This is a genomic window from Streptomyces sp. NPDC030183, assembly GCF_055573455.1.
The window spans coordinates 152,411-166,544 of sequence record NZ_JBVIBK010000008.1 but is presented as its reverse complement, the minus strand read 5'-3'; the positions used below and the strand labels follow the sequence as shown (position 1 = coordinate 166,544).

Below are 14,134 nucleotides of genomic sequence, written 5' to 3'. Positions count from 1 at the left end.
GGCTGTCAGCGCAGCCGGAGCGCCTTCATGACCTTGAGGCTGGTGCTCATGAACTGCGCGTACTTCTCGTCGTCCATGCCGAAGGACGGGGCCATCGGGAGGAGGCGCTGCTGGGCGACCGTCTGGGCCTCGGTGTACTTGAGGATGCCCTCGGAGCCGTGGCGGCGGCCGAGGCCCGAGTCCTTCATGCCGCCCATCGGGGACTGGACGCTGCCGTACGCGGAGGCGTAGCCCTCGTTGACGTTGACCGTGCCGGCGCGCAGGCGGGCGGCGACGGCGAGACCGCGGCGGCCGTCCTTGGTCCAGACGGAGGCGTTGAGGCCGTACGCCGTGGCGTTGGCCTCGTCGATGGCCGCGTCCTCGTCCGTGAAGCGGTAGACGGAGACGACGGGGCCGAAGGTCTCCTCGGAGCAGACGGCCATGGGCTCGGTGACGCCGTCGAGGATGGTCGGCTCGTAGAAGTAGGGGCCTATGTCGGGGCGGGCGACGCCGCCGGCGACGACCTTGGCGCCCTTCGCGACGGCCTCGTCCACGTGCCGGGTGACCGTCTCCAGCTGGCGGTCGCCGACGAGGGAGCCCATGTCGGCGCCGTAGGCGAGGGAGGTGCCGAGGCGCATCGCCTTGGTGCGGGCGGCGAAGCGCTCCAGGAAGGCGTCGGCGACGGACTCGTGGACGTACAGGCGCTCGATGGAGATGCAGAGTTGACCGGCGGAGGAGAAGCAGGCGCGGACGGCTCCGGCGGCGGCCTTCTCGATGTCGGCGTCCTCCAGGACCAGCATGGCGTTCTTGCCGCCCAGTTCGAGGGAGACCCCGACGAGGCGGGCGGCGGCGCCCTGGGCGACCTCGCGGCCGGTGCGGGTGGAGCCGGTGAAGGACACGTAGTCGGCGTGCCTGACGACCTCCGGGCCGATGACCGGGCCCTCGCCGAGGACGACCTGGAAGACCTCGGCGGGCAGACCGGCCTCGACGAGCAGGTCACGCGCCCACAGGGCGGTCAGACACGTCTCGGTGTCGGGCTTCATCACGACCGCGTTGCCCGCGACGAAGGCGGGGATGGCGTCGCCGACGGAGAGTTCGAGCGGGTAGTTCCAAGGGGCGATCTGGCCCACCACACCACGCGGGTGGCGGAGTTCGACGACCTTGGTGAGGGTCGGTACGGCGCCGGCGTGCCGCTTGGGCTTGAGGTACGCGGGGGCCTTGCGGCCGTAGTGGCGGGCCGCGACCGCGACGGCCTGCACCTCCTCGTGGGCGTGCAGCCGGGCCTTGCCGGTCTCCAGCTGGATCAGGTCGAGCACCTCGGCCTGACGCTCCAGCACCAGGTCGTGGAAGCGGAGCAGGACGGCGGCGCGTTCGCGTACGGGCACCTGCGCCCACACTTCCTGCGCGGCGCGGGCCCGCACGTACGCCTTCTCGACGTCCTCGGGGGTGGACTCGGGCAGGTCGGCGAGCTTCTCGCCGGTGAACGGCGTGTGGTTGGCGGTCCGGCCGGAGCCGACCACGCCCTTGGTGAGCTGGGCGACCAGTTCGGGGGTGACCACGTCGGCGGCGGTACGGGCGCCCGCCGGGGCGGGTGCGAGGGGGTTGGTGCCGGTCGTCCGTACCGTGCCGGTCGTGCCCGTGGCGGTCGTGCCGGTCTTTTCGGGGGCCTGCGAGTCCGTCATGACGCGCAGGGTATTCCGGAGCGGACGACTTTGGGTACCCGGCGGTAACAGGCTTTCACCGGCCGCACACACCATGCCAGTGATCAGTGGCACGAACGCGCTGATCAGCGCGTTGTGCGTCCCTGGTCGCGACTTGGTCACATCGTGCGGAACCCCGGCCTCACCCCGGCGGAAGCGCCGTGGTCACCCCGCGAGGATCCTCAGCCGCTCCCGTGCCCCCTTGAACACCGTGGTGCCCTTCTTCTCGTCCGGCGTGCCCTTCGGCATGTCCACCCGCAGTTCGAACATCCGGCCGTCGTCGGTGCGGACGATCAGCTCCAACACGCGTGTGGGGATGCCGTCCGCGTAGTGGGTGGTGTCGGCGAGCACCGCCTCCTGCCCGTCGAAACTCGTACTCGTGTACCGCGCGGTCGACTTCACGCCGCTGCCCACGATGTCCGAGGAGTCCTTGGCCTGCTTCATGGGCGACGTGGGCGCCTCGTCCCACTGGGTGAGCCGTACGCGGATGACCTTCTCGCCGCCGTAGGCGACCGTGCGCGACCGGCCGCCCTCCCCGCTCTCCAGGCGGACCCGCTCGTACGAGCCGGGGAGGGACAGCGCGGCGTTCATCCCCTTGTCGCGGTGGACGACCCAGCGGGTACCGGAACCGGCACCCGCCTCGGTGTCGGCACCCGCCTCGGTGTCGGCACCGGTCTCGGTCTCGACACCGGCCTCGGTCTCGACACCGGCCTCGGCGCCGACCATCGTCCCCGCCCAGAGGCCCCCGCCGGCCACCAGCACTCCGACGACGGCCCCCACCGCGACCAGCCGCCGGGAAGGCCGCCCACCGGGTCGCCGGGCGGGCCCGGCCCGGCGCACGTCGACGGTCACCGGCGGTGTGGCCGACGGGGACGGGACCAGGGACGGGGACGGGGACGGGCTGTCGGGCTCGGCCGCAGGCGGGGCCTCGGGTGCCGCCTTCTCGCGCAAGGCCTCCCCCGGCCGTTGGCCCGCGAGTTCCCCCGGCCGTCCGCCCACGAGCCGCAACGTCCCCTCCTCCGCGCCGAGTCGCTTCGGCTCCGAGGGCAGCCGTGGGTCCGGGTCCCGGCCCTCCGCCACGGCGGCCAGGATCCTGGCGGTCTCCCCGGCGTCCGGGCGGTCCGCCGGGTTCTTGGCGAGGAGCCGTTCGAGCAGGGCGTCGAGGGGGCCCGCCCCGGCGGGTTCGGGGGGCTCGGCGGCGAGGATCGCGGCGAGCGTGGACTCCGGGGACGTACGGCGGAAGGGGGACGCACCCGCGACGGCGGCGTACAGGAGGACGCCGAGCGACCAGAGGTCGGAGGGCGGCCCGGCGACACCATGGCCGGACACGCGCTCGGGGGCGACGAACTCCAGAGAACCGACGAACTCCCCCGTCATGGTGAGCGACTCCTCACCCTGGACGTGGGCGATGCCGAAGTCGGTGAGCACGACCTGGCCGTGCGGGCCGAGCAGGACGTTGGCCGGTTTGACGTCGCGGTGGACGATGCCGACGCCGTGCGCGGCGTGCAGCGCGCCGACGACGGCCAGGCCGACGCGGGCCGACTCGGCGGGGCCGAGCGCGCCGCGTCGCAGCCGTTGCTGGAGGGATTCGCCGCGCACCCACTCCATGACGATCCAGGGGTGGCCGCCGTCGATGACGACGTCATGGATGGTGACGGCCGAGGGGTGGTCGACGCGGGCGGCGGCGCGGGCCTCGCGGTAGAGGCGGTTGGCGGCCCGGCGGCGGTCCTCGTCCTCCGGGTCGCCGGGGTCGCCCGGCAGCCTGGGCTGTTTGACGGCGACCTCACGGTCCATCAGTTCGTCGACGGCCTTCCACACGGTGCCCATGCCGCCGGACCCGATGCGCTCGGTGAGGCGGTAGCGACCGCCGACCACACGATCGTCGCACTGGGCGACCCGACCGCCGAACGGGCGTACGTCGTGCTGGAGTTCACCGTCATCGCTCATGCGACATCAGTACCCCGCCGAACCGGAACATGTCGATGGACGGCCACGGTGGCCACGCTCCGCGGCCACGGCGGGGACGGCGACGGCGACGGCGACGGCGACGCACGAAGGCAGGGGCCCTAACGCCGGTGCTTCCACAGGTCCTCCGCCCAGCCGTACCGTTCGCGGTGCTTGGGCAGGGCGGTGCGGCCGACGGCGGCGGCGAGCTTGCGCAGCCGGCGCCAGTCCAGCGGCGGTTTGGGCTCGGGGACACCGGGCCGGTCGCGCGGCACCCGTACGCGCAGTGCCTTGTGCGCGATCCGGCAGTGGACGGGTGTGGGCAGGACGAGGGCCTCGCCGTCGACACCGACCTCTATCTCCGGCCGGTCGGCCTCGATGACGATCTCGTCGGCGATGAGGAGGCTGAGGCCGGGCGCGTTCGGCCCGAGGACCAGGCTCGCGGCGTCGGCCGCGCTCTCGACCCGGACGCCGACCACGCCCAGCACCCCGGCGTCCAGCCGCTCACGGCGGCCGAGGCCGACCAGGTCGTCGCTGCGGTAGACGTTGTTGCTGACCAGCACGGCCTGGGGCGCGTCGATCACCGCGTCGCCGATCCGGGCGGTGAGCCGGGGGCCGCGCTGGTGCGTGAGCAGTTCGGGCAGCAGTTCCAGCGTGGTGCGGACCTTGTCGTCGCGGTACGCCGGGCTCTGCACGACGGCGGCGTACGCGCCGAAGGAGGCGTTGTTCACGAAGGGGTGGCCGCTGGCGTACCCGAGGTCGACGTGGAGTTCGACGCCCTTGTCGGTGAGGGCGTCGAGGCAGGCGGCGGGGTTGTCGCGGTCGAGGCCGAGGTCCATGGCGAAGTGGTTGCGGGTGCCGGCGGAGATGACGAGGAGGGGCACGTCGTACGCCGCCGCGATGGCGGCCACCTGGGCCTGGGTGCCGTCACCGCCGGCGACGCCGAGCAGGTCGGCGCCCTCCCTGACGGCGTCGCGGGCCAGGACCGCGACGTCCTCCGGCCGATCGGGGTCCAGCAGATGGACCCTGGCGCCGAGCCGTTCGGCCCGCTCCTTCAGCCGGAAGCGGTCGACCTTCCCGCCCCCGGACCTGGGGTTCATGATGAGGAAGGGCCGGGTCGGGGCGGGCGCGCGGTGCTCGGGCACGTCCACCCGGTGCGACTTGGTGCTGCTGAGCGCGAACTTCCCGGACCAGACGGCCACGGCCCACAGCGCGGCCGAGACGACCACCACCCACAGCAGGTTGACGACCGCGAACCACCAGATGACACCCACCGGCGCGGCCACCGCCAGCGTGGCCGCCGCCGCCCGGACGGCGCCCCGATGGGTCAGCACCCACCACAGCGCGGCCACCGTGATACCGGCGCCCAGCAGCAGTCCCGCGACCAGCAGCAGGCTCGCCTCGCGCGCGTAGACGATCGGCAGCAGGACGGCCAGCGCCGCGCAGCCGAGGGCGGCCCGTGCCGCCCACCGCTGGCGAGCATGAGCCCGCACGTCCAGGTGTTCGATGCCCACGCCCGCCCGCCCTCCGCGCCGATCATGCACTCGACACGGCATGGTAGGGCCAGGGGGCGGGCCAAGGCGATGACCTTCCGATCAACCGCTCGAACGCCGTCACGAGCCCCGTCACGAACGCGCTCCCGAACGTGTCCCGAGCCCCGTCACGAACGCGCTCCCGAACGCGCTCCCGAACGTATCCCGAGCGCCGTCACGGGCGCCGTCACGGGCGCCGTCACGAACGCGCTCCCGAGCGCCGTACGACGCCACGACCCGCGTACCCCCATTGGGGTCATGGTCGGCAGGCGGGCCGGTTCCTGACCGTGCGGCGGGGTGTTGGACGAGTCGGCGTGGCCGACGAACGCGGAGTCCGAGCACCCATGAAGATCACCTTCCTGCTGCACAACGCCTACGCGATCGGCGGCACGGTCCGTTCGACCCTGAACCTCGCCGGGGCGCTCGCCGCCCGGCACGAGGTCGAGATCGTCTCCGTGTTCCGGACTGCGGCGGAGCCGCTGCTCGGCGTGGGCGGCGACGTCCGCCTGGTCCCGCTGGTCGACGAGCGCCCCGACTCCCCGGCGTACGACGGCGGCCACGAGCTGATGGCGCGGCCCTCCGCACTCGTCCCGCCCACCGAGGTCCTCGCCCACCGCTACACCGCTCTGACCGACGCGCGCCTGCGCGCCTTCCTCGACACGACCGACGCCGACGTCCTCGTCGCGACCCGTCCCGCGCTGGTCGTCGTCCTCGCCGGGCACGGTCCGCGGCACGCGGTCCGCATCGGGCAGGAGCACCTGTCGTACGACAACCACGTGCCCGGGGTGCGCGCCGCGCAGAACGAGGCGATCGGCCGCCTCGACGCGTTCGTCACCGTCTCCGCGCGGGACGCCGCCGACCACCGCCGCCGGCTGCCCGGTCCGCGCACCCTGATCACGGACATTCCCAACGCCGCGCCCCGCCCCACCGTCCAGCCCTCCGATCTGCGGGCGCCGCTCGTGATGGCCGCCGGGCGGCTCGTGCCGGTCAAGCGCTACGACCTGCTCGTCGAGGCATTCGCCAAGGTCGTCGCCGAACGCCCCGAGTGGCGGCTGCGGATCCACGGTCAGGGACCGGAGCGCGCGCCCCTGCGCGCCGCCGTCGCGGCGCACGGCCTGAGCGACCACGTCTTCCTGATGGGGCCGCACACCACCATGGAGACCGAGTGGGCGAAGGCGTCCGTGGCCGTCGTCAGCTCCGCGTGGGAGTCCTTCGGCATGACCATCCTGGAGGCCATGCACGCCGGGGTCCCCGTGGTCGCCACCGACTGCCCCCACGGCCCCGGCGAGATCATCACCGACGGCTCCGACGGCCTCCTCGTCGTCCCGGACGACCCGGACGCCCTCGCCACGGGACTGCTCCGCCTGATCAACGACCCGGCTCTCCGCCACACCCTGGGCACCGCCGGCCGCACCACGGTCCAGCGGTACGAGCCGGCCGCCGTCGCGGACCAGTACGAGCGGCTCATCACCGAGGTACTGGGCGCCCGCCGTCCGGGCCGGGTGGCGGGACTGGGCCGGTGGCTGGGCTTCGCGACGCCGGTCCGGGCCCGGGGCACGGGCCTCGCCGCGCCGGCGCGGTGGGTACGGCGAGCCGGTCCGGGGCGGCGGGCGGAGCGGCAGGGGGCGGCGCCCACGCCCCGGACCGATCCCCGGCCGTCCCGCCCACGGGGCGACTGCCGGGTCGAGGCGGGGCAGGACGTACGGGTGTCGGTCGACTGGGCCGACACGCGCGGGCAGGACCTCGTACTGGTCCTGCGCCATCGGCACGGCGACGACGAGATCCGCGTACCGCTGGGGCGGCAGACGCCTCGGCAGTCGCCGGGCGGCGCCGGAAAAAACGGCTGGACCGCGCTGCTGAGCCGCACCCGTCCGCCCCTCTCCGAGGGGCGCTGGGATGTGTACGCGGAGCGGGCGGGGGACGGTGTTCGGCGCCGGTTGCGCGCGGGGCTCGTGGAGCAGCGGAACCTGCTGGCCGCGGAGTTCACCGACGGTACTGGCCCGGTCACGTGGTGGATCCCGTACACGACCAAGGACGGCTACCTCGCCCTGCGCACGTTCCTCCGCGCCGCCCACGCCGAGGTCACCGCACTGCCCGTCGGTGAGGGGTCGGCGGCCGTGGAGGGCGTGCTGCACGGCGCCGAACTCGGCGCGGGCGCGGCGCTCATGGGCGTCGCCCGGGGCACAGAGGCGGAGGACTTCGAAGCACCGGCCCTGCCCGCCGACGGGCCCTCGCCCGACGGACCACCGCTGCCCGACCACCCACCCCACGGACAACCGCCCCCAGGCCACTCGCGCCACGGACGCCCGCTCCACGGACAACCGCGGCCCGGACAACCGCCCCACGGGCGCCGGTTCCATGGGCGGCTGCCGTCCCTGCCGGAGCCGACCGCGTCCGGCAAGGTGGTCTGGGACCTCTTCCTGCGCCCGGCCGCCGACGCCGAACCCATCCGCCTGGGACGGCTGTTCGGCGACGTCGTGGACCGCAAGGACACCGACAAGTACCCGGCGGTCACACTGCCCACGCGGTCGGGCGGGTCCGCGCGGGCCCGCTTCTTCTTCACCGTCACCAACGACCTGGCCGTGACCCTGTCCCGGCCGGACACCATGCCCGAAACCGGCACCGACCCCTGAGCCCTCGGAGCCCCCTTAGCCCTCTACGGCACGCCTAGAGCTTGTCGATCTTCAGGGTCTCGACGGCCGTACGGGCGATCTCGCGGCCCTGCTCGGTGAAGTGCCCCTTGCCCGGATAGTCGATCCACAGCCGGTACGTGTCGCCGTTGTCCGCCCGGTAGTAGAGGACCCGCGCCTCGCGCAGCCTCGGCGACTCGCTGTCGGTGGTCGTGTACACGATGGTGTTCTCGGCGGCGTCGCGCTCCTGGAACGTGGCCTCCTTCGGCCTGCCCTTCGGCGCCGGGTCGTCGGCGATGCCCCAGGAGTACTCGCCGTCCTTGAGCATCTCCCAGTCGGCGTACGCCTTGTCCAGCGCGGTGGCCGGGATCTGCTTCTCCTTGTCGTCCGCCTTGATGTCGCGGTCCACGGCGATCTGGATCAGCCCGCTCGGGTCGCTGTACGACGCGTACGTGTCGTCCGCCTCGTCCGGCTCGTACTTGTCCTTCGTGAAGTCGCCGGGCACGCCCACGCTCGCGGCGACCCTGCCCCCGAGATCCCGCTGCTCCCAGCCGTCCGGCAGGGGTCCCGCGAAGGGTTCGGCCACGACCAGGTACGCCGTGACAGCGGCCGCCACCACCGCCGCCGCGAGGCCGGCGAGGGTCTTGGGGCCGAGGCGCAGTCCCCTCCCGGCCGGGGCGGCGATCTGCTGGACGATCTGGGTGGGCGCCGGGGCGGGCGGGTTCGCGGCGGCCTCCAGGAGTTCGCGGACGCGGGCGGCGGTCGGGCGGCGCGCGGGGTCCTTCTGGAGCAGGCCGTTGATGGCCTCGGCGAGCGGGCCCGTGGCCGACGCGGGCGCGGCGGGCGCGGCGTTGAGGACGGACTGCAGGGTCGCGGGCGTGTTGCTGCGCCGGAAGGGCGAGACCCCTTCGGTGGCGGCGTAGAGGACGACGCCGAGCGACCAGAGGTCGGAGGCCGGTCCGGGGCGCTGGCCCAGCACGCGCTCGGGGGCGATGTACTCGGGGGAACCGACGAAACCGCCGGTGTCCGTCAGATTGGTCTCGCCCTCGATCTGGGCGATGCCGAAGTCGGTGAGGACGACCCGGTCGTGGCGGCCGAGCAGGACGTTGTCGGGCTTGACGTCGCGGTGCAGGATGCCCGCCGCGTGCGCGGCCTCCAGCGCGCCCAGCACCTCCAGGCCGATCCTCGCCGCGTCGCGCACCCCGAGGGTGCCCTCCTGGAGGGCGTCGCCCAGGGAACGCCCCTGCACCAGCTCCATCACGATCCATGGCCGGTCGTCCACGACCGCCACATCGTGCACGTTCACGACCGCCGGGTGATCGAGTCTGGCCGCGGCCCGTGCCTCGCGGCGCATCCGCTCATAGGCGTTGGCCCGTTCACGCTCGGGAAGGTGGTCCGGGACGCGGGGCTCCTTGACGGCGACCTCGCGGTCCACCGTCTCGTCCTTGGCCCGCCACACCGTGCCCATCCCGCCGTGCCCGAGCTTGGCGAGCAGCCGGTAGCGGCCCGCGATCAGCCGCCCGGCGCCGGGGTCCCGCGCGGGGTGCGCCGACGGGGCGGGCGAGGTGGGCGAAGGCGACGGGGCGGGCGGGGCCGGCGAGGCGGAGTACGACGGCGAGTCCGGCTGGGGTCGGGGGTGCGGCTGCGCCTGGGGGTGTTGCTGCGGCGCCGGCTGCCGGGCCGGCGGCATCGCCCGGTCCGGCGTCGGCGGCGTCGGCTGCGCGTACGGGTTCCCGGGGTACGGCACGGCGGGCTGTGGCGGTTGCAGACCGAAACTCGTCGGCTCGCCGGATCCGTAAGGGGCTCCCCCGTTGCTGCTCATATGCTCATCTGTATCGCGGCAAGCCCGTGGCTTCCAGCCCGGCCGCTTCCCAGTCACAGACCCGTGACGCGGGAAGCCCCTTATTTCCCTTTTGCTCGCGAAGGGTGACGTCCCCTCACGGACCCTCGAAGGTGTCCACCGCGACGTCGAAGTACTCCTTCGCCTCGCTCACCCTCCCGACCGGCGCCGAGACCCAGACGTCGTACAGCTTCCCGTCCCGCTCCCAGCAGAGGTCGTACGTGTGGCGGGGCCCCTCCGCCGAGCTGAAGCCGTCCCAGGTGAACTCCCAGAGCGCCGCGCGCCGCCCCTGGTGCCTGGTCTCGGCGACGCGCCCGTCCCGGTACCCGGGGTTCGTGGAGGGGCCCTTCTCGTGGGCGCGCCGCATCACGGCGACCGGCCCGCCCTCCTCCGGGTCGTCGACCTTGACGCCGATCCGGATCGACTGCCCCGGCGACATGTAGAAGACCCGCTCCCCCTGCGGCTCCCGTGTGAAGTCCTCCGGCACGGCGAGGGCGAAGCCCCGCTCGTCCTCGGCGAGCCGGTACCCGGAGGGCACGGTCGGCGCGGTGGCCGCCCGCGACCGCGTCACGGTGGGCGCGGCGCCGCCCGTCGTGCCCGACGAGGTGCCCGCCGTCGTCCCGGACGCCGCGCCCGACGTCCCGGACGCCGCGCCCGAGGCGCCGGACGACCCGGCGGTGCCGGGCGTGTCCGGTCCGTTCGGCCGACTCGTCGTGCCGGACGGCGCGTGCGAGGTGGGTGTGCGCGGCGCGGAGGTCGTCGGTGTGCCGCCCCCGGGGCCGCCGCCGTCCCCCAGCAGCAGCGCGGCCGCCGACACCCCGGCCCCGGCCATCGCCGCGACCAGCGCGGCGGCGACCAGGATGCTCCGGGTGGGCTGCGGCCGTCGGGGCTGCGTGGGCTGCTCCCGCAGCGCCGTCACGTCGTGGTCCCCGAGCCCGCCGTACTGCCCGGGCTGCCCGGAGTATGCGGGCTGACCCGGCTGCCCGGACTGCCCGTACCCGGCCGGCTGTTCGGGCTGGTCCCGGTACCCGGCTTCCGCTGCGTCCCTCCGGGCGAGCGGCGGGGCGGTCGGCGGGGGCGTGCGCGGCACGTCGTGCCGCGTCGGGGTGTAACCGGTCGAGGCACGCGGCCCCTTGGGCGGTCTCGGTGTACGGCCGGTCTCCCGGAACACGCGCAGCAGCCGCTCCGCCTCCGCCGCGCCGAGCCGGCGGTCGGGGTCGCGCTCCAGCAGCCCGCGGATGACGGGGAGCAGCGGGGCGGCCTGGGCCGGGGGCCGGATCTCGTCGAAGACGACGGCGTGCAGGATGCCGCCCAACGAGTCGCGGCGGAACGGCGACTCCCCGCTGAGCACCGTGCACAGCAGCGCGCCCAGCGACCACAGGTCGGACTCCGGCCCGGTACGGACCCCGGACATCCGCTCCGGGGCGGTGTACTCGGGCGATCCGACGAACGACCCGTTCTCGGTGAGCGTGGTGGCCCCCGCGACCTGGGCGATGCCGAAGTCGGTGAGCACGACCCGGTCGGTGCCCTTCTCCATCAGGACGTTCGCGGGTTTGAGGTCGCGGTGCAGGACGCCCTCGTCGTGCGCCCGCCGCAGCGCGGCCAGCAGGGCGAGCCCGATCCGGGCCGCCTCCCGCGCGTCGACCGGACCGTCGGCCGCGACCCGCTCCGCGAGCGAGCCGCCGTCGACGAACTCCATGACGATGTAGGGGCGTTCGTCCTGCTCGACGACGTCGTGGACGACGATGATGTGCGGGTGTCCGAGCCGGGCCACCGCCCGGGCCTCCCGCAGGGTGCGTTCGCGCAGCTGCCGGGACGTCTCCTCCGGGAGCGAGGGGTCCAGGGCCAGCTCCTTGACCGCGACACGCCGGCCGAGGAGTTCGTCGGTGGCGCGCCACACGATGCCCATACCGCCGCGGCCGACCCTGGCCTCCAGCCGGTACCGGCCCGCTATGACGCGGACGTTGTCCCCCTCGGTCCCCATGCGCCCCATCATGCCGCACCGGACCGAAACCCTCCGGTGCCGCGGAACCGGGCTGGCCGACAAGCGACGTACGCGCGTCTCACGAGCGCCGCGCACGCGCCGTGCGTGGACCCCGGAGCCGTTGACCGGTCAACTTCCGCTCGACGTGCGCGAAGACGCCATCCGCGAGAACGCCATCCTCGAAGACACCGTCAGCGCGGACACCGTCAGTCGGACGTCGTCAGCGCGGACACCGTCAGTCGGACGTCGTCAGCGCGGACGTCGTCAGCGCGGATGGCGTCCGCCCGGCGCCGGGGACCGTCGAGGCCGGTCTACTCCGACGCCGGGCAGGTCACTTCCGCGCCTCCCGCCAGCTGCGCAGCACCGTGTCGAACTGCTCGCGCGCGGTGTCCCAGTCCGCGGCGGGCGAGGACATGTAGATCGTGTACTCGACGCCGTCGCGGGCGAGATACGTCTGCTCGATCGCCCGGCGCGGGCCGGGGAAGTCGGTGTCCTGGGCGGCGGTCCACGTGAACTCCCAGAGCGCGCCCGGACGGTCGCGGTAGAGGCTCTCCTTCAGGCTCGTCCGCCGATACGCGGGGAGCCGGCCCTCCACCTGTTCCTCCAGGTCGAGCTGGTGCTGGTACGGGCTGTCGAAGTCCGGGGAGTCGTCGACGGCCACCCGGAGAAAGTGCTTGCCGCCGTCCGGCGTGTAGTCGATCTGCGCGCCCTCCACCTGGCGCTTCCACCCCTCGGGCAGGGCGAGGCTGAATCCCTCCGGGTCCTCGACGCGGACCCATCCCTCGGGGACGCTGTCCGTCGCCGGCTGGCCCTGCCCCGTCGTCGTGCCGCCTGTCCCGGCGGTCGTACCGGCCGTGGCGGAGGTGTGCGTGGCCCGCCACTCGTCCGCGTAGTACATCGCTGCGGCGCCACCGCCCCCGATCAGCGCGGCCAGCACGGCGACGAGCGCGACGGTACGTCCGCGTCCGCGCCGGGGGGCGCCGCCGGGCGGGGTGGCGGGGGCGTGGCCGACCGCCTGGGCGCCGGGAGGGAAGGCGACCGCCGGTGTGGCGAAGGCGCCGGGCGACACGGCGCCCCCACCGGGACGCCCGGCTCCGTACACCTCGCCCGGGGCCCCGCCGGGCCCACCGCCACGGGTCCCGCCGTACGCCGGGGCGGCGTGGCCACCACCAGCACCACCCTCACGCACACCGTAGGGACCGACGCCTTCTCCCGACCCCCCGTGCGCCCCGCGAACGCCGCCCCCGGATCCCCCGTCGGCACCGGAAGAGCCACTCGCGGCCCAACCATCCGCACCACGCGACCCACTGCCGGCCCAACCATCCGCACCACGCGACCCACTGCCGGCCCAACCGTCCCCGCCACCCGGCCCACTGCCGGACCCGAGCCGGCCCTCCGCCCCGCGCGAGCGGCTCGCGGACCCGGAGTCCGTCTCAGGCGCTCCGTCCGCCCCGCTCACCGCGTCCCGAACACGCTGACCGGAATCCGTACCGGCTTCCCCCGCCTCCCCCACGGCGCCCACCGCGCCCGTCGCCTGCTGCCGCGTGGCCACGTACGCCTCGGCGACGCGCGGACGTCGGCCCTCCGCGGCCTCGGCGAGCATCAGCTCGGCGTCCTGCGCGCCGGGCCGCACGGCGGGGTCCTTGCACAGCAGCGCGGTGATGACGGGGCCGAGCGGGCCCGCCGCCACCGGTTCGGCGGCCTCCTCCCCCACCACGGCCTGCATCGTGGTGAGCGGAGTCGTGCGCCGGAACGGCGACTTGCCCTCCACGGCCGTGTACAGCGTCGCCCCGAGCGACCAGAGGTCCGACGCGGGCCCGGGCTCGTGCCCGCGCACCCGTTCGGGCGCGATGTAGTCGACCGAGCCGACGATCTCCCCGGTGCGCGTGATCGTCGTGTCGCCCTCGACCTGGGCGATCCCGAAGTCGGTCAGCATGACCCGGCCGTCCTCGGCGAGCAGGACGTTGCCGGGCTTCACATCGCGGTGCAGGACACCGGCCTGGTGGGCGGCCCGCAGCGCGCGCAGCACCCACATCCCGATCCGGGCCGCCTCCCGCGCCTCGACGCGGCCCTGCTCCCTGACGGCGTCGGCGAGCGAGACGCCCTCGACCAACTCCATGACGATCCACGGCCTGTTGTCGTGCTCCAGCACGTCGTGCACGGTGACGACGGCCGAGTGGTTGATCCGCGCCGCCGCGCGCGCCTCCGCCCGGGTCCGGGCCAGCAGGACGGCCTGCTCGTTCTCCGAGACGTACAGCGCTGCCGTCAACTCCTTGACGGCCACGGCCCGGTGCAGCACCTCGTCCCGGGCGCGCCACACCCTGCCCATGCCGCCGCTGCCGATGACGTCGACGAGCCGGTAGCGCTCGGCGATGAGCCGGCCCTGCATCTGATTCACGTTGCCCCGCAATGCTCTTGACAGGGTCAGGTTAAGGAGCGGTGCTCCCGCCGGGAAACCGGCACGACCGCACAGAGACAGCACTGTGACGGTTCTCGCTTCCGCGAGCGGAGCGCAACCTTCCGCC

The 14,134-nt window shown here is 74.2% G+C and carries 7 protein-coding genes; 1 reads left to right on the top strand and 6 read right to left on the bottom strand.

The features are described 5' to 3' along the window. Positions 1–5: 5 nt before the first annotated feature. From ACZ4Z2_RS12150 to ACZ4Z2_RS12140, 3 genes are all read right to left on the bottom strand, one after another. Positions 6–1,661, bottom strand: a complete 1,656-nt coding sequence (locus tag ACZ4Z2_RS12150) for a succinic semialdehyde dehydrogenase (RefSeq protein ID WP_468074925.1) — start codon at positions 1,659–1,661, stop codon at positions 6–8. Between the two features lie 183 nt (positions 1,662–1,844). After that, positions 1,845–3,626 (bottom strand): serine/threonine-protein kinase, encoded by a 1,782-nt coding sequence (locus tag ACZ4Z2_RS12145; RefSeq protein ID WP_468074923.1) that lies wholly within the window; start codon positions 3,624–3,626, stop codon positions 1,845–1,847. A 119-nt stretch (positions 3,627–3,745) separates the two neighbouring features. Further along, complete coding sequence (locus tag ACZ4Z2_RS12140; protein WP_468074921.1) at positions 3,746–5,137, bottom strand: diacylglycerol/lipid kinase family protein; 1,392 nt, start codon at positions 5,135–5,137, stop codon at positions 3,746–3,748. Between the two features lie 362 nt (positions 5,138–5,499). On the opposite strand from ACZ4Z2_RS12140, the gene ACZ4Z2_RS12135 reads away from it, so the two are divergent. Beyond that, the gene (locus ACZ4Z2_RS12135) at positions 5,500–7,788 is read left to right on the top strand and encodes a glycosyltransferase family 4 protein (RefSeq protein ID WP_468074920.1); all 2,289 of its coding nucleotides are present in this window, start codon (positions 5,500–5,502) and stop codon (positions 7,786–7,788) included. Between the two features lie 34 nt (positions 7,789–7,822). Here ACZ4Z2_RS12135 and ACZ4Z2_RS12130 read toward each other — a convergent pair whose 3' ends face one another. The 3 genes from ACZ4Z2_RS12130 to ACZ4Z2_RS12120 form a co-directional block, all read right to left on the bottom strand. Further along, positions 7,823–9,607 (bottom strand): serine/threonine-protein kinase, encoded by a 1,785-nt coding sequence (locus ACZ4Z2_RS12130; RefSeq protein WP_468074918.1) that lies wholly within the window; start codon positions 9,605–9,607, stop codon positions 7,823–7,825. 115 nt (positions 9,608–9,722) lie between these two features. Further along, entirely contained in the window at positions 9,723–11,609 is a 1,887-nt protein-coding gene (locus ACZ4Z2_RS12125; RefSeq protein ID WP_468074916.1) for a serine/threonine-protein kinase, read from the bottom strand. A gap of 331 nt (positions 11,610–11,940) precedes the next feature. After that, positions 11,941–13,998 (bottom strand): protein kinase domain-containing protein, encoded by a 2,058-nt coding sequence (locus ACZ4Z2_RS12120; protein ID WP_468074914.1) that lies wholly within the window; start codon positions 13,996–13,998, stop codon positions 11,941–11,943. Positions 13,999–14,134: the final 136 nt, after the last annotated feature.

Coding starts and splice junctions, on each gene's coding strand:
- ACZ4Z2_RS12130 (WP_468074918.1), bottom strand. CDS start 9,607: ATGAGCAGCAACGGGGGAGCCCCTTACGGATCCGGCGAGCCGACGAGT.
- ACZ4Z2_RS12150 (WP_468074925.1), bottom strand. CDS start 1,661: ATGACGGACTCGCAGGCCCCCGAAAAGACCGGCACGACCGCCACGGGC.
- ACZ4Z2_RS12145 (WP_468074923.1), bottom strand. CDS start 3,626: ATGAGCGATGACGGTGAACTCCAGCACGACGTACGCCCGTTCGGCGGT.
- ACZ4Z2_RS12120 (WP_468074914.1), bottom strand. CDS start 13,998: ATGCAGGGCCGGCTCATCGCCGAGCGCTACCGGCTCGTCGACGTCATC.
- ACZ4Z2_RS12135 (WP_468074920.1), top strand. CDS start 5,500: ATGAAGATCACCTTCCTGCTGCACAACGCCTACGCGATCGGCGGCACG.
- ACZ4Z2_RS12125 (WP_468074916.1), bottom strand. CDS start 11,609: ATGGGGACCGAGGGGGACAACGTCCGCGTCATAGCGGGCCGGTACCGG.